This is a genomic window from Thalassospira marina (assembly GCF_002844375.1).
Lineage (GTDB): Bacteria > Pseudomonadota > Alphaproteobacteria > Rhodospirillales > Thalassospiraceae > Thalassospira > Thalassospira marina.
Map to the genome: position 1 here is coordinate 1,147,355 of NZ_CP024199.1, position 16,236 is coordinate 1,163,590.

Annotated in this window: 16 protein-coding genes and 1 other RNA gene; 8 read left to right on the top strand and 9 right to left on the bottom strand. The window is 53.5% G+C overall.

Features of this window, described 5'->3' with window-relative positions; translation table 11 throughout:
* Positions 1-117: 117 nt before the first annotated feature.
* The 6 genes from CSC3H3_RS05105 to CSC3H3_RS05135 form a co-directional block, all read right to left on the bottom strand.
* Positions 118-546 (bottom strand): nuclear transport factor 2 family protein, encoded by a 429-nt coding sequence (locus CSC3H3_RS05105; RefSeq protein ID WP_101264082.1) that lies wholly within the window; start codon positions 544-546, stop codon positions 118-120.
* 283 nt (positions 547-829) lie between these two features.
* The gene (gene zigA, locus CSC3H3_RS05115; RefSeq protein ID WP_101284149.1) at positions 830-2,080 is read right to left on the bottom strand and encodes a zinc metallochaperone GTPase ZigA; all 1,251 of its coding nucleotides are present in this window, start codon (positions 2,078-2,080) and stop codon (positions 830-832) included.
* A 313-nt stretch (positions 2,081-2,393) separates the two neighbouring features.
* Positions 2,394-2,975, bottom strand: a complete 582-nt coding sequence (locus tag CSC3H3_RS05120) for a TetR/AcrR family transcriptional regulator (RefSeq protein ID WP_101284151.1) — start codon at positions 2,973-2,975, stop codon at positions 2,394-2,396.
* A gap of 97 nt (positions 2,976-3,072) precedes the next feature.
* On the bottom strand, positions 3,073-3,597 hold the full coding sequence (locus CSC3H3_RS05125; protein ID WP_101284153.1) for a dihydrofolate reductase: 525 nt from the start codon (positions 3,595-3,597) through the stop codon (positions 3,073-3,075).
* On the bottom strand, positions 3,597-4,391 hold the full coding sequence (locus tag CSC3H3_RS05130; RefSeq protein ID WP_101284155.1) for a thymidylate synthase: 795 nt from the start codon (positions 4,389-4,391) through the stop codon (positions 3,597-3,599). The genes CSC3H3_RS05125 and CSC3H3_RS05130 overlap by 1 nt, the downstream gene beginning before the upstream one ends.
* An 84-nt stretch (positions 4,392-4,475) precedes the next feature.
* Positions 4,476-5,459 carry a hypothetical protein gene (locus CSC3H3_RS05135; RefSeq protein WP_157831836.1) on the bottom strand — a complete coding sequence of 328 codons (984 nt, stop codon included), beginning with the start codon at positions 5,457-5,459 and terminating at the stop codon, positions 4,476-4,478.
* Positions 5,460-5,584: 125 nt separating this feature from the next.
* Here CSC3H3_RS05135 and ssrA point away from each other — a divergent pair.
* The 3 genes from ssrA to CSC3H3_RS05150 all read left to right on the top strand — a co-directional run bounded on the left by ssrA (position 5,585) and on the right by CSC3H3_RS05150 (position 8,503).
* Positions 5,585-5,952: a transfer-messenger RNA gene (gene ssrA / locus CSC3H3_RS05140) on the top strand.
* 165 nt (positions 5,953-6,117) lie between these two features.
* Positions 6,118-6,618, top strand: coding sequence for an SspB family protein (locus CSC3H3_RS05145; RefSeq protein WP_101264087.1), 501 nt, complete (start codon positions 6,118-6,120; stop codon positions 6,616-6,618).
* 268 nt (positions 6,619-6,886) lie between these two features.
* Entirely contained in the window at positions 6,887-8,503 is a 1,617-nt protein-coding gene (locus CSC3H3_RS05150; protein WP_101284159.1) for a fumarate hydratase, read from the top strand.
* 105 nt (positions 8,504-8,608) lie between these two features.
* Here CSC3H3_RS05150 and CSC3H3_RS05155 read toward each other — a convergent pair whose 3' ends face one another.
* Together CSC3H3_RS05155 and CSC3H3_RS05160 are read right to left on the bottom strand one after the other, a co-directional pair.
* Positions 8,609-9,826, bottom strand: coding sequence for an AbrB family transcriptional regulator (locus CSC3H3_RS05155; protein ID WP_245881282.1), 1,218 nt, complete (start codon positions 9,824-9,826; stop codon positions 8,609-8,611).
* Between the two features lie 274 nt (positions 9,827-10,100).
* Positions 10,101-10,592, bottom strand: a complete 492-nt coding sequence (locus tag CSC3H3_RS05160) for an Lrp/AsnC family transcriptional regulator (protein WP_101284163.1) — start codon at positions 10,590-10,592, stop codon at positions 10,101-10,103.
* Between the two features lie 134 nt (positions 10,593-10,726).
* Here CSC3H3_RS05160 and CSC3H3_RS05165 point away from each other — a divergent pair, with 134 nt between their 5' ends.
* Positions 10,727-11,737, top strand: a complete 1,011-nt coding sequence (locus tag CSC3H3_RS05165; protein WP_101284164.1) for a DMT family transporter — start codon at positions 10,727-10,729, stop codon at positions 11,735-11,737.
* 113 nt (positions 11,738-11,850) lie between these two features.
* Here CSC3H3_RS05165 and CSC3H3_RS05170 read toward each other — a convergent pair whose 3' ends face one another.
* Complete coding sequence (locus CSC3H3_RS05170) at positions 11,851-12,243, bottom strand: VOC family protein (protein WP_101284166.1); 393 nt, start codon at positions 12,241-12,243, stop codon at positions 11,851-11,853.
* A 119-nt stretch (positions 12,244-12,362) separates the two neighbouring features.
* Between CSC3H3_RS05170 and CSC3H3_RS05175 the strand changes: the two genes are divergently transcribed.
* The 4 genes from CSC3H3_RS05175 to CSC3H3_RS24355 all read left to right on the top strand — a co-directional run bounded on the left by CSC3H3_RS05175 (position 12,363) and on the right by CSC3H3_RS24355 (position 16,170).
* A complete protein-coding gene (locus CSC3H3_RS05175) occupies positions 12,363-13,067 on the top strand; it encodes a helix-turn-helix transcriptional regulator (protein ID WP_101264093.1) in 705 nt (234 codons plus the stop codon).
* Between the two features lie 85 nt (positions 13,068-13,152).
* Positions 13,153-13,608, top strand: a complete 456-nt coding sequence (locus CSC3H3_RS05180; RefSeq protein ID WP_101284168.1) for a TfoX/Sxy family protein — start codon at positions 13,153-13,155, stop codon at positions 13,606-13,608.
* A 335-nt stretch (positions 13,609-13,943) separates the two neighbouring features.
* Positions 13,944-15,944, top strand: a complete 2,001-nt coding sequence (locus CSC3H3_RS05185) for a putative bifunctional diguanylate cyclase/phosphodiesterase (RefSeq protein WP_245881283.1) — start codon at positions 13,944-13,946, stop codon at positions 15,942-15,944.
* 7 nt (positions 15,945-15,951) lie between these two features.
* Entirely contained in the window at positions 15,952-16,170 is a 219-nt protein-coding gene (locus CSC3H3_RS24355) for a hypothetical protein (RefSeq protein WP_157831837.1), read from the top strand.
* Positions 16,171-16,236 lie beyond the last annotated feature (66 nt).

The window sequence follows — 16,236 nt, forward strand, 5'->3', positions numbered from 1 at the left end:
CGACCGGGAAAGCCCGGTCGCCGTGTATTATAATGCCATATTGGCTTGCCAGATCATTTAAATCCGGGAATTTTTTGCAGGCGTTTGGGCCGCGTCAGCCCCGGAAGACCGGTCTTTTCAGGCAGCCGCCGTTGATGAAACATCTTCCATCAGGTCAAAGGCAACGATGGCGGCCATGACATCTTCATACATGTGCAGATGGCGGATGACGCCATTTTCAATGACAAGATGAAAGGCAACGTCGCGGATTTTGCGTTTGGATGTTGCGGTGCTTTTTTCGCCGATCTGACCAAAAAGGGCGACATGGCGGTCGCTGATCATAAGGCGGGTGCCCATGGCGCGGCTTTCGGCCGGGACGTGGGCTGGCCACAGGCGGTCAAACAGTGCCGAACGGCCTGCGATATTATCGACAGGTTCGGCATGGTCATAGCTGTTATCACCGGGCAGGTTCCATTGCATGTCGGTCGCGAAAAGATCGGCAACCGAATTATCATGGGCAGCAAGCCGGTCAAAAAATGTTTCGGCAATTTGCTTGGCGTTCAACATGGCGGCCCCTTGGCGCATCAAAATTGGTATCACTGTTTCTTTGCATCATAATAATGGAAAAATGATGGTGATAGCCGGCAATATCGTGACAATGCGTTCCGGACGCGGAACGCTGAAATGATGCGGCGCGGCCTGGTGGGGCGTCGAATTGGAACGATTGTCCAAAATCACGCAAAACAAAACCGCCATCGTTGGCAATGGCGGTTTTGTGGGCATTTTATGTGTGTGTCTGTGTGTGGCAAATGACGCCCGAAGAACAATCAGGCCGTTTTGAATGGCATCATCATGCCGCATTGCCCCATTTCGGAAACGGATCCGGCAGGGAGGCAAAGGGGCGGGCATTGAAACGGTCGCCATAATCATCGGCGGGGTCATTTGCGGCGCGTACCGCCAGGCCCAGGTCGGCATCGTCGATCAGGCAGGCATCCAGGCGGGCACGCAGGGCGGCCTCATCCATGCCGGTGCCAATAAAGACGATTTCCTGGCGGCGGTCACCAAAAACGGGATGCCAGATTTTACGCAGCATGCTTTCCCATTCCGGGCCGCTGGGCCAGCGATCCTGCGGGACGGTAACCCACCAGTTGCCCAATGCCTCGTGCTGGACGGCGGCACCAGCCTGGCTTAATTCACCCACCCAGTTCGGGCGGGTCGCAATCCAGAAATGGCCCTTGGCCCGAATAACGCCGGGCCATTCGGAATTGATGAATTCATAAAAGCGCTGCGGATGAAATGGCAGGGCACAGCGATAGGTGAAACTGGAAATGCCATATTCCTCGGTTTCGGGAACATGGTCGGTAAAGCCGTACAGTTCCTTGGCCCATAGGGGATGTTCGTGTGCACGTTCAAAATTGAAAAGGCCGGTCGCAAGGATTTTTTGCGGTGAAACGCGGCCACGCGTGGTTTCGACGATTTCGGCATCCACATTCAGGGCGCGAATGATGTGGCGTACGGTTTCAAGTTCCTGTGTGCTGACAAGGTCGGTTTTGTTCAGGATGATGATATCGGCAAATTCGATCTGATCGACCAGCAGGTTTACGATGGTGCGTTCATCTTCTTCGCCCAGCGATTCCCCGCGATCACGCAGAAAATCCTGCGAGCTGTAATCGCTGATCAGGCGGGCGGCATCCACCACGGTTGCCATGGTATCAAGGCGGGCCACATCGCTTAGGGATTCGCCATACACATCGCGGAAATCAAAGGTCGCGGCAACGGGCAGGGGTTCGGCAATGCCGGTTGATTCAATCAGCAGGTAATCAAAGCGGTTTTCATCGGCCAGCTTGCGAACTTCAGCCAGCAGGTCATCGCGCAGCGTGCAGCAAATGCAGCCATTGCTCATTTCAACCAGCTTTTCATCAAGCCGGGACAGATCAGCCCCACCATTGCGCACCAGGTCCGCATCGATATTGACCTCGCTCATGTCGTTGACGATCACGGCGACGCGCAGGCCATCACGATTGTTCAGGACATGGTTCAAAACCGTGGTTTTCCCCGCGCCGAGAAAGCCGGACAAAACCGTTACAGGAAGCTTTTGCATGGCAGAATTACCCTCTCGATATTGATATGTTATAACATAACAGTATCGAGAGGCGCTTCATTCAGCAAGCGCAAAGCGCAGCTTGCCTGATATGGGCATGTGCTCGCTAACGGCATAAAGGCCGTATTGCATCGCGCAGGCGTTCAGGAAGGAGCGTAAAAGGGGATCAAAGCCGCACGCAAGGCAAGGCCGGGCGGTTAATGATCCGGGGGTGGGGGAAGCTGCAAACCTATTTTGGTGGTGCGGATGGATACCGAAAACAGCCAAGCGTTACGTCTGCCGACGGCTGGGGTGCCAATCGAAGGTACCTGGCTTAGTCCAGCGCGGTCAGGACCATCTCGACATAGTCGCGCATGGTTTCCTCGTCGGCAGCACGGCGGGCCATTAATTGCAGGCCCTGAACGGAACCGGCAAGGAAGCGGGCAAGGGCGCGGATGTTTTTACCCTCTGCAATGGTTTTTTGCGCCTGGGCACGCACCAGCGCATCGACAAATAAAAGTTCGGTACGCTTGAAGGACTGGCGGGCAATGGCGGCGGTTTCGGCATCGTGCGGGGCCAGTTCCATGCCGGAATTGACCATCAGGCAGCCTTTATTGCGCCCTTCGGACAGGCCATTGCGCATCACATCGCGGAAGGTTTCGCAAATCGCCTGGCGACCATCGGTCATTTCCACCAGTTTGGCAAAACGGGCGGCGGAAATGGTTTGCACATAATGGTCAAGCACGCGCAGGAACAGGGCTTTTTTATCGCCAAAACTGGCATACATGCTGGCCCGGTTCAGGCCGGTTTCATCGACAAGATCCTGAACCGAGGTCCCTTCGAACCCCTTGTGCCAGAATACGTTCATGGCGTTATCAAGAACGCTTTCTTCGTCAAAGGCGCGGGGGCGGGCCATGTCGCAATGCTCACAGATGCTGTTATTAGGACAGTAAACCTACCTTAAATAGGGCATAGGCAGGGATCAAGCCTTCATGCCCGGCATTTGGGCCGGTTCACGCGATTTTGTCCAAGGTTACAAAGCTGAAGTCTGGACCATTTTCGGTGTTTTTACGATCTTCGCGGTTAATTTCCTGCCAATCGGCGGCGGGTAACGGCGGCAAAAACGTATCGGCATCGAAGGTTTCATGGACTTCGGTGATTTCGTAACGCGTCGTATAGGGCAGGGCAAGGCGATAGATTTGCGCACCGCCAGCAATGATGACATCGTTCACACCATCACGAAGGGCAATGTTATCGGCTAGCTTGATGGCGGTTTCGATATCGTGGCAGACAATTACGCGTTCATGGTCAAACGACCAGTTTTTATCGCGCGTTATGACAATTGATGTCCGGCCCGGCAGCGGTTTGCCGATGGATTCAAAGGTGACGCGCCCCATGATCATGGGTTTGCCCCTGGTCAGTTCCTTGAAACGTTTCAGGTCCTCGGGGATATCCCACGGCATCCAGCCATCGCTGCCAATGGCATGGTTTTGCGAAACGGCAACAACGGCCGTGCGCGAAACAGGCGTGCTTGCCATCAGACAGCCACCTTGCCTGCAATATGCGGGTGCGGATCATACCCCGTAAGTGTGAAATCATCATATTTGAAATCAAAGATCGATTTCACATCGGGATTGATCAGCATTTTTGGCAGCGGACGCGGATCGCGTGCCAACTGCGTTTCCACCTGGTCAAGATGGTTGGTGTAAAGATGGGCATCACCCAGTGTATGGACAAAATCGCCGGGTTTTAGCTCGCAAACCTGTGCGACCATCATGGTCAGCAGGGCGTAGGATGCGATATTGAACGGCACACCCAGAAAAATGTCAGCGCTGCGCTGGTAAAGCTGGCAGGAAAGTTTGCCATCGGCGACATAAAACTGGAACAGGCAGTGGCAGGGCGGCAGGGCCATGTTGGGCACATCGGCCACGTTCCAGGCCGACACCATCAGGCGGCGGGAATCGGGTGTGGTTTTGATCTGGTTGATCACGGTGCTGATCTGGTCGATGGTTTCGCCATTCGCCCCGCGCCAGGACCGCCATTGGCCGCCATAAACCGGGCCAAGATCGCCATTTTCATCGGCCCATTCGTTCCAGATGCGAACGCCATTATCCTGCAGATATTTGACATTGGTATCGCCCGCCAGAAACCACAGCAATTCATGGATGATGGATTTCAGGTGCAGTTTCTTGGTCGTGACCATCGGGAAACCTTCGGCCAGGTCAAAGCGCATCTGATGGCCGAAAACGGAAATGGTTCCTGTTCCGGTCCGGTCTTCCTTGCGGGTGCCGGTGTCGCGCACATGACGCATCAGATCAAGATATTGCTGCATGCTGAATCCTGTTGTTCGGAATCGTATTTTCCGGGAGCATAGTCGCCAATGAATAGTGTAGCAAGATACCCGATGAAGTTGAATTCAGGTGATTATTGGATAGTACCGGTGCTGGATTTCTGCATTTTGGTCTGATTGTGTAGTTAAACTATTGCGAACATTTCGCCCTGAGAATTGTCGAAGTATTTCGCCCGCAATAAATTGAGTGTTCATTAATAGTGTGCCGATTTCAGTCCGAGTGTACTTTTTTGCTTCGTATCGACGTTCGACAAGTGAAGGTATTCCCTTTACTACCCCCTTAATTCTGTGGTGATCTAAATTTGGAAAAGTCTTACATAAATCCATTGAGAGCTCAGGTAAATTATGCTGGTATTTTCGAACTTTTTTTTCTGGTTCTCCCTGAGCTAGCATCGCGCCTTTCATAAGAAGTTCTGTTGCAATAGCTGAATTTTGAATAACGGTATATTTGTCGATTGAACCATGCAGTGTGGCGGAAGACCCCTCAAGTTGTTGTTTCGCAAGATGCCAGTATTCTATTGCTTGGGAATGAATTTTCTGCGTGCTTTCTACGTCATGAAGTCCATATGTGAAGTCAGATAAGTCAATCCATTGATCGAAAAAAGTATTAGCTGATGCTTTGTCGCTAAATATCCACCTGAGAATATTTTCAGGTACTTCGCGTAAGCATTTGACTGGGTCTATTTTTGGGGTTCCATAAATCAAAGGAATTTGAATTGGTAAGAACGTGTCTAGGAACATGAATGTACCGATATGAAGAGGGGGGCAGTGTAGATCTTTGGGGCGATATAAGTTCTTGTATATATCTTGAATTGCACATACGAAATCGTCTTCTTTCTGTCCGATGGAAAAGGAAATTCCTAATTTTTTTGCTATTTCTGAGCATGCTTGCAGTGGGCGTTGGAACGGTTGGTATCCACTTTCGATGAGGTTTTTATCTATATCAATTACTAGAGAGTGAAGATTGATCTCGCCATTTGAGAAATGTCTCATTAAGTCTTCGTCTTCTAACGGGCGGGTGATGATTAGTGAAATTGATTTTTGGGTCATTTTTCTGTTTTTGGAGTTAAAATTTTTTGATTTATTTCTATGTTTTGAGATGTTCTTTTATTAAAGCATAATCTGATCTTTCTGTAAGTTGATTTTCGCTGAGATGAATAGAAAGTTTCCGTATTGCGCTTGCCAAAGCATGTGCGTTTCCCCTATATAGGGGCTACCGGGGCAACCCGGTTATGGCACTAAACTGCGTGGCAGAATAAGCTTTACGGACCCGGGGGCGGTACCCGGCGGCTCCACCATAACCATACGTCGTTTTACTCGAGCGATGTTCGTGGGGCCGAAATAGGATCGACGTGAGTAGTAAAAGCCAATGTGGGTGCTCGGCATGGTACCACCGATATCGGGCCAATGTTTGTAAATGCAAACGACAACAATGCTCCGGTTGCTGTTGCTGCGTAAGCGGTACTAGCACCAAAGCGAAATTCCGGTTGCCGGGAGCGGTAGTCGGTGGGGGGTGAGGCACCTAGCAACAGAACGCCTCATTATTTCCCCCAATGCCAAGTGCCGCCCTGTTGCAGAATGCGCGAAGTGATTGCGGCACTCTTGTAATTCTCTCACGCTTGTTTATGAATAGAACCTGACAAATGCGCCATTGGGGATAGTGGCGTATAGGAGTGACGGGCCATGCCCGCCAGAAACAGGATTTTCGATGCACGAACCGGAAGAATTCCGATACGATCTGATGGTCGATCAGGCGCTGCGCGGCGTAGTAAAACAGATTCTGACTCGCGTGGCCAAAGAAGGCCTTTTCGGCGAGCATCACTATTATGTCACGTTTCAGACCAACCATCCCGGCGTTGAACTGCCAGACGCGCAGCGCAAGGCACATCCGGACAATATCACGGTTGTGGTGCAGCATCGCTTCTGGGACATGAAGGTTACGGACGAGTATTTCTCGGTCGGAATGAGCTTTGACGGCATGCCGACTGTTGTTGTTGTGCCCTTTGATGCCATGCTCGCCTTTGTTGATCCGTCGGCCAATTTCATGCTGACTTTCAGCGTAGAAGAAGAAATGGACGATGACGATTTCGAGGATGATGACGAAGAACCGGCAAAACTGACGGCGGATCCCGCGTCGCGGTCCAAACCGGCAGCCGAGTCCGGGGAAGGCGGCGAAGTGATCGCCCTTGATGCCTTCCGCAAGAAATAACAGACCGAAATGAAAGGGGCGGGCCAATGGCTTCGCCCCTGAATTTTGCCGAATGAACGGATGGGTTCCCGCCATCCGTTTTTTCAGTTTGAAACCGGTCGGTTTCAGGCTGGTTGTGGCCCCATCGGCCAAAAGTCGCATGACACGCGGTTATGCTTCATTTTGTTGATGAAAGTCCCTATGGTCGCAGCCAGTTCCAATACCCATCTGGTTAACCAGAACAGAATTAGAAACAGTCCCACCTTGTTTTGAGAGACGGAAGCCTTCCATGAGTGATTTTGTCTATAAAGCCATGTTCGAGCAGGGCAAGGATGCCACGCCATATCGCAAGATTGGTGATGAAGGTATCGAAACCATCGAGGTTAACGGTGAAACCTTTTTGAAGGTTGCGCCCGAAGCGATTGAAAAACTGACCCTTCAGGCGTTTTTTGACTGCTCGCATCTTTTGCGTCCCGGCCATCTGGAACAGTTGCGCAAAATCCTCGATGACCCGGAAGCAACGGCGAATGACAAATTTGTCGCCATGGACCTTCTGAAAAACGCCAATATCGCCTCGGGTGGTGTGCTGCCGATGTGCCAGGATACGGGCACGGCGATTGTTATGGGCAAGCGCGGTGGCCGCGTGATTACCGATGGCAGCGACGAAGAAGCCGTTTCCAAGGGCATCTGGCGCGCCTATCAGGAATATAACCTGCGTTATTCGCAGGTATCCCCGGTGAATATGTTTGAAGAAAAAAACACCGGTTCCAACCTGCCAGCCCAGATCGACCTGTATGCAACACCCGGTGCCGAATATAAATTCATGTTCATGGCAAAGGGCGGTGGGTCGGCCAATAAAACCTTCCTGTTCCAGCAGACCAAGGCACTGTTGAACCCCGAAAGCCTGCGCAAGTTTCTGGATGAGAAAATCCGCACGCTCGGTACTTCGGCCTGCCCGCCCTACCACCTTGCCATTGTTATTGGCGGCACATCGGCAGAAGCCACGCTGAAAACCGTTAAAATGGCATCGGCACGTTATTACGATAACCTGCCGACCGAAGGCGGTGCACATGGCCAGGCCTATCGTGACCTTGAATGGGAACAGAAGATTCTGGAAATGACCCGCGAAATGGGCATTGGCGCGCAGTTTGGCGGCAAATATTTCTGCCATGATGTGCGCGTCATCCGCCTGCCGCGCCACGGGGCAAGCTGCCCGGTCGGGATTGGCGTTTCGTGCTCGGCGGACCGTCAGGTTCTGGGTAAAATCACCAAGGACGGCATCTTTATCGAGGATCTGGAACATAATCCGGCGAAATACCTGCCGGAGGTTTCCGATGAACATCTTGATGATGAAGTCGTCAAGGTTGACCTGAACCAGCCGATGGATGACATCCGCAAGCAGCTGTCGCAATATCCGGTGAAAACCCGCCTGGCCCTGACCGGCAAGGTGATTGTGGCCCGTGACATTGCACATGCCAAAATCAAGGAACGCCTTGATGCTGGCGAAGGCATGCCCGAATACATGAAAAACCACCCGGTTTATTATGCTGGCCCGGCCAAGACGCCGGATGGCATGGCATCGGGTTCGTTTGGGCCGACCACGGCCGGGCGTATGGATGCCTATGTCGAGCAGTTCCAGGCCGCCGGTGGTTCGTTTGTGATGCTGGCAAAGGGCAACCGTTCCAAACAGGTCAAGGATGCCTGCCATAAATATGGTGGTTTCTATCTTGGTTCCATCGGGGGTCCGGCTGCGCGTCTGGCGCTTGATTGCATCAAAAAGGTCGAGGTTCTGGAATATCCCGAACTGGGCATGGAAGCCGTCTGGCAGATCGAAGTTGAAGACTTCCCGGCTTTCATCGTGATCGATGACAAGGGCAATGACTTCTTTGCCGAATTTGGCATCTGATGCGGCCTTGAAGGCACGGCATTGATTTACGCAAAACGGCTGGCAAATGCGCCAGCCGTTTTCGTTTGTGCAATTGGGAAGTGCCGGTTTTGGGGCCGGTTTGGGTCAGGTCTGGCTTTGCGGGGTAAAGCGTGCCACGGCCTTTGCCAAAGGCGGGCCGATCAGTAGCACCATGAAAAACCGCGCCGATTGCATGACCAGAATAAAAGGCAGATCGACATGGGTGCTGGCCGCGATAATGGCAACGGAATCAAGCCCGCCCGGGCTGGTTGCCAGATAGGCGGTTAACGGGTCCACGCCAAGAAACTGCACCAGCAAAACCGAAATACCGGCGCAAAAGCCGATCAGCACCACGATGGATAGCAGGATTTTGGGAAGCGCGCTGGCCGCATGATGCAAAACCGCCGGGGTGAATTTAAGGCCGATGCTCCAGCCGATAATGGCATAGGTCAGGCCCAGGAACCATTCGGGCAGTTCCACATTCAGCCAGCCATTAATATGCATGACCATTACGGTGATGATGGGAAACAGAAGTGCCCCCGATGGCACACGCAGGATAACACCCAGCGTGGCCGATATGCCCGCGACAAGCAGGGTCAGGCCGAAATTGCCGATATCAAAGGCCGGGAACCATTCATGCACGGGCATTTCCGCACCCGGCGGCAGGCTGCTTGATACCCAGAAATTTGCCACCATTGATGCCACCGTGACCACGCACACCACGCGCACATATTGCATGAAGGCAACAAGCCTGGCATCGGCGCCAAAGGCCTCGGCCATGATGACCATGGCGGATGCCGCACCGGGGGATGACCCCCAAATACCGACTGTTCCCGGCAGCACACGGCGGATGCAGAGGATCCAGCCCAAAAAGCTGCTGGCCAGCAGGGTGATGAAGGTAATGCCAATGACCAGCACCCAGTCATCGACAAAGGATGTAATGATCGCGGCCGTCATTGAACCGCCGATCATTGCCCCCAAAACAGACTGGGCGGCAAGGAAGCTTGTACGCGGGATGCGGATCGTTGCGCTGTTGGTGCCCATGACGATGCCAACAATCATCGGGCCCAGCAGCAGGGCCGCGGGCACATGAAAATGATGCAGCACAATCCCCATCAGCAGCGAACTGCCCAGCAATAGCGCCCATTGGGCCAGCTCGGGAATATTGCCAAGGCGGCGGACAGTCGATTTATCGTTATCCGGGGTCGGTGGGGCAGTGATGCCGGACGGTGCCACGTCACTTGCGGGGCTGGCATGAGGGCTGTCACTGTCGTCGGGGGATGGGGTATGGGGCGGTTTTGACATGTCGTGGGGCAAAGTCATTTTCCGTTTTGGTGCGTTGTGGCGTAACCGCACTTTTTGTTTTGGGCGAAGCGATCCAGAATATTGTTGGCGTGTATCGGGCAGGTGGCGTTGGCACGAATGCCGAAAATTGATAACGGGCCAAAGGGTGGGCCCGCGTCCTTGCGGGTTTGACCCCACTATAACGGAAATGCGCCAAGTGCGAGCTTTGCCATTCCAAGAGGGGGGCATTGCCGATTTCGGTTTCGCAATGCAAAATTATTATAAGATAAAGCTGTGTCGAAGCAAAACCCGGTTATTCGCGTTTTTCCAAGGTCTGGCTAACAGAAAGCGGCCCGTCGATTTTAAGCGATCGCAACGCAAAGTTTGATCGGATATCCGCCACCATCGGCAGGGTCAGCAGTTTTTCCGATAACAGCCTTTCATAGGCGGCCAGATCGGCAACGACGATTTCAGCCATAAAATCGGCCGTGCCCGAAACCATGAAACAGGAAACAACCTCAGGTAGGGCGCACAGGGCTTCGCCCAGGGCATCGGCATTGGTGCGGTTATGCCGTTCGACTTTCACCTCGGTAAAAACGGTCAGCCCAAGGCCCGCGCGATGACGGTTGATCCGTGCGCCATAATTTTCAATGACCCCGGCATCCTCCAGCCGTTTGACCCGGCGATAACAGGGCGATGGCGACAGGTTGATCCTTTCGGCCAGATCAACATTGCTTAGCCGGCCATCCTGTTGCAGCAGGTCAATGATCATGCGGTCTTTGGTATCAATTTCGATTTGGGGCATGTTTGATCCCGTATGTGATATAATTGGGGTTGTTATGCCTCAGTATTGCGAAAAATGGGGAAAGATAGCAAGGATTCTCCCCGGATTGGGGCGCTATTCTTCTGGCAGTGAAATCTGGCAGGATGATAGGTGCCATGACTGTGCAAAATGCCCCGGTAGATGCCGGGTTTGACCATAATGTAGCGTCACAAACCCCGCAAACCGGCGGGACGAAGGCGGGGCCGCAACCGCAAAAGGGCAGCCTGGATACCAAAGGCAGCTTTGCCTATCGCCTGGTGGGGATGGCTGCGGCAATGACAACGGTAACGATCTGGGCGGCATGGATTGTTTCAACCCGCTATTCGGTGACAAACAATCTGGGCCCGGTTGATATCGGTCTTTTGCGCTTTGCTGTGCCGGCTATTGTATTATCCCCTGTCTGGCTGAAACACGGGATATGGCCACGCGGGCTTTCGCCCCTTACCGGGCTTGCCATGATTTGCGGGTCGGGTGTGCTGTTTTTTCTGGTGGCATCAACGGGGATGCAATATGCGCCCGCCGCCCATGTCGGGGCGCTGCTGCCCGGTGCCATGCCGTTATGGGCGGCGATTTTGGGCGTGCTGTTTTTCGGCGAACGGTTTTCTGCCCTGCGCTGGGCGGGATATGCGACCATCGCCATTGGCATTTTGCTGATGGTGGCGGGGCTGTTTACCGGCCACGGGCAACCCGGCATGTGGCGGGGTTATGCGATGTTCTTATCGGCGGCCTGTTTGTGGGCGGGTTATACCCATGCCTATCATAAAAGCGGCATGGGACCTTTGCATGCGGCGGGTTTTATCGGGCTGTGGTCGTTTGTGGTGTTAGCCGTGGTGGCGGCTATTCGCGGTACGGCCCTGTTGGATGTGCCGCTGGCGGATGCCGGTTTGCAATTGCTGACACAGGGTGTGTTATCGGGGTTTGTTGCGATTATCTGTTACGGCATTGCTGTGCGGCGCATTGGGTCCACCCGGGCATCGGCCTTTGCGGCCCTGGCACCGGCCTTTGCCGCCCTTGGCGGTAAATGGGTGCTGGGCGAGGATTTATCCATCCTGGCAATTAGTGCTGTGATTTTGGTGATGGCGGGCGTTGTTTTGGCGGCCCTTGCTACGGACCGGGTAAAAAACTAGCCGCCTGTTACGGGGCAAAAGTCGCGCAATTCGCGCGCCCCTTTTGCGCATCTTTGCGATTTCAAAACCCTGATTGCCCGGCAATGCTGTGCCGGGCAACGGGGATTTCGGGTTTATGCTGCCGGGGCGTGACAGACGGCCTCGATATTGTTGCCATCGGCATCAATGATAAAGGCCCCATAATAGTTTTCATGGTAATGCGGGCGCAGGCCCGGCGCGCCGTTATCCTTTGCCCCGGCCGAAAGGGCGGCATGATAAAAGGCATCAACCGCACCGCGTGACTGGGCGCCAAAGGCGATATGGGTGCCCGGTGCGGCCTCTTTTTTGCCACCCGTAATCCAGAAGAACGGCTTGCCCTGGTTGCCAAAGCCTGTATGGGCCTGATCGCCGGTTTGTTCGGCACTGACTTCCATGACAATCGAAATTTCCAGCGGTGCCAGTACAGACAGGTAAAAACCACGGGCTTTTGCGTGGTCGGTAACCGCGATTCCGAGATGGTCAATCATGTGAGACGTCCTGTCCTGTTGTTGCTTGAAATGCCGATCTACCATACCCCTCCTGACAGGAGCCTGTCAGGAGGGGTATGGTAGCGTGACCAGGAATTGAAAAGAACCGGAAAAGCGATATGAGACGTGCTGACAGACTGTTTCGCCTTGTGCAGATTTTGCGACGACGCAAACTGAGCCGGGCGCGTGAACTGGCCGAGGAACTGGAAGTTTCCGAACGGACGATCTATCGCGACATTCGCGACCTGGCGGCATCTGGTGTGCCGGTGGAAGGCGAAGCCGGTGTTGGCTATATCCTGCGCGATGGGTATGACCTGCCGCCATTGATGTTTGATGCCGAAGAGATCGAGGCGCTGGTGGTGGGGGCGCGCATGGTGCAAAGCTGGACTGACCCGCAAATGGCGCGCGCGGCCAGTGATGCCTTATCGAAAATCGAGGCGGTGGTGCCAGAACGCCTGCGCGGCCTGATTGGTGGCATTCCCATTGCCGTTGCCGATATCCCGCAGGAACCGATTGCTGTTTCAATGCCGGTTTTGCGCCGGGCCATTCGTGAACGCAACATCATCAATATGGATTATACCGATGTGAAAGGCGCACAGACGCAGCGCCGGGTATGGCCGCTGGGGATGCTGTTTTTCGGGTCTGTCTGGTTGCTGGCGGGCTGGTGCGAATTGCGTAATGCCTTTCGCGTTTTTCGTGCGGACCGGATTGTATCGATGGATGTGCTGGGCGAACGTTACCGGCCCACACCGGGGCGGTCATTGCGCGATTACCTTATTTCCGAAGGGGTCGAGGGCGAGGTTTTAAATGGTCTGGGCCGTTAGGGTTGGGGTAGAGGCGCGTTAGTTGCCGTTTTAACCGCCCCTTTCGTGCAAAATGCATTGCCACTGAATAATATGGATATCCGTGATGGAAATGGCCCTGCGGGCAAAGGCCCGGAATGAATTTGTCGCCATGCTGACCGACCTGTTTGCGCCATTGGGGCATATCACCGCCCGGCGCATGTTTGGCGGCTGGGGTGTATATTGTGATGGCACTGTTTTCGGGCTGGTGGCGCATGATGTGCTGTTTTTAAAGGCCGATGATGAATGCCGCGCGGCCTTTGAAGACCGGCAGCTTGATATGTTTTATCCGCACGGGCCGGATGGTGTTTGCATTTCCTATTATGAAATTCCCGGCGAATGGCTGGAGGATGAGGACGACATCCTGCCTTATGCCCGCATTGCCCTGGATGCTGGTTTGCGTGCCGCACTGAATAAAAAACCAAAACCCAAAAAGCGCGCCGGGCAAACCAAGGATGGGGCGAAGGGCGGGGTGAAGGTTAAAGCCAAAACCAAGTCAAAGTCTGCCGGGGCCGGAGCATAAACCTGTCGCTGGTATCCCTGTTGCTGCCTTAATGGGTTTTCCTGAGTCTTTGAGGACTGCGCTGGTCAACCGTTCCCCAAGGGGCTGGAAAGTTGCCTGTGGGCGGTGAAATCCTGTCTGACAGGCGAGGTTTCCTATGCAGATAGGGTAATATTCTTCTCCTATTGGATAATTCTTTGCCGTGGCCCCCTGTAATCTTTATATTTGCGAATATATCCAATATTTTGATGCAAGCGTCGGCTGCGTTCGGGATATCGACAGGTCGATTTAGGGGAAACAGGCAGGCCGACCATTTTTCGGGTCGGGTTTACTGCCACCTGACTGAGAGCCAATTTGTGCAACTGACGAAGCAGTTTGCAAGCTTTGTTGATCTGTTCCGGCTGCACCGCGACCGCCCGGAACTTTTGCGCGCGCAGGTAAAGGGCCTGACGCGGCAGATACCCATGATGTATCTGCTGCTGGTGACCAATTCCATTGCCCTTAGTTATACCCATTATGGGCAGGCGCCGTTTTTTCTAACGGTTGTTTTTCCTGCATTCCTGTCGATTGTCTGCCTGATGCGTTCGGTAAGCTGGATCCGGGCGAAGGCGGTGCTTGATGACCCTGATGCGATTATTGGCGTGCTGCAGCGCATTCGCATCATGTCGGTTGTTGTCAGTATCATGTTCACCCTGTGGGGCCTGGCGCTTTATTATTACGGTGATGATTTGCACCGGGGGCATGTGGCGTATTTTGCCTCGATCACGGCAGTTGGCTGTATCTTTTGCCTGTTTCAGTTTCCTGCGGCGGCAATGTCGGTTGTGATCGTTGTGCTGGGCACCTATGTCGGCTTTTTTGCCTTTAACGGGTCGGCGATTTATGTGGCGATATCGCTGAATATGGCGACGGTTCTTGCCGTGATCATTTATTTCATCCGCAATTACTATTCGTCCTTTTCCGCATTGTTGCAGTCGCGGATCGTGCTGGAAGAACAGCATCGCCAGACCCTGGAATTAAGCCAGCAAAACGAAAAACTGGCCCATTGTGATGCCCTGACCGGCCTTGCCAATCGCCGTGATTATTTCAATTTCCTCAATGCGAAAATTGCCGATGCCGAAAAATGCATGGCCCTAAAGGACCATAAGGCCGGGGATGGCAAATTTGCGGTGTTCCTGATTGATCTGGATGGTTTCAAGCCGGTTAATGATGTGCATGGCCATCTGGTTGGCGATGAAATTTTGATCAGTGCCGGTAAACGCATATGCGAGGCCCTAGGGGCAGGGGGCTATGTCGCCCGTCTTGGCGGCGATGAATTTGGTGTCATCCTCGATGATTACGAAAACGAAGCCACGCTGGAAAAGCTGTCTTCGCAAATTTGTGTCAGCCTGCATCGCCCGTTTGATTGTGCCGGTGGGTCGGTGCAACTTTCGGCAACGGTGGGTATTGCAACATTCCCAGCCGCGGCGCGCAGTGCCATTGGCCTGTTTGAACGGGCTGATTTTGCCCTTTATCATGCCAAGCGCAATGACCGGGGCACGGCCGTTTTGTTTGCCGCGCGCCATGAAACCATCATTCGCCAGGAATCCCGGATCGAACAGGGCTTGCGCCAGGCTGATCTGGAAACGGAATTATCGCTGGTTTTTCAGCCGGTTTATAACCTTGCCACCGGCGATATTTATTCGGTCGAGGCCTTGGCGCGCTGGAACAACCCGGAACTGGGATTTGTTCCGCCTGATGTGTTTTTCCCCATGGCGGAAAAAACTGGCCGGGTTAATGATTTGACCCGAACCCTGTTTAACCGCCTGTTGGCCGAGGTCGCAACCTGGCCCGAACATATCGGTTTTTCATTTAACCTTTCTGCGCATGACCTGGCCATTTCAGACATGATGAACTGGCTGATTGCGCGGATCGAACAATCGGGTATTGCGCCAAAACGCATTACCTTTGAAGTCACCGAAACCGCCATTTTGCGCGATTTTGACGCCGCCCGTCACCATATTGACCGGCTGCGCCAATGTGGTGCGCGTGTTGCGCTTGATGATTTCGGGATCGGTTTTTCCAGCCTGCGCTATATCCATGAACTTGATATCGACTGTCTTAAAATCGATCGCAGTTTTATCACCCCGATTGTGACCAACCCGCGCAGCCAAAGCATTGTTAAAACCGTTTTCGACATGTGCGAAAACTTTGGCATTGATTGCGTGGTGGAAGGCGTTGAAACTGCCGAACAGTGCGATGTGCTGCGCCATTTTGGCGCGCGTTATGCCCAGGGTTATCTGTTTGCCCGCCCGGCTGCAAAATTCTCGTTTGATCCGCTGGTGTCAGTGCTCGCTGCATCGGTTCGGGCCGGGGGATGACTAGGAATTGATCACGACGCCCCATCGGCTTGGCACGGGTATTACGGAGTATGTGACACCGTATTTCACATCATTTGCCCGTCGATGGTGTGTTGATCTGGTGGTTGTTGGTAATTTATTGAATTTAAAAGTAAATTTTAATCATGCCGGTTTAAGTGGGCCTGATTTCCCGCGTCGTTTTGCTTTCGGGCTGCATCGGATGTTTTCGGGTGCCGTAAGTCATTGAAGCGACTCGTAAAATTTTTCATCGTTGCCTGATTCCTGCCGAGTCGCTACCATCACCCAACTTTAT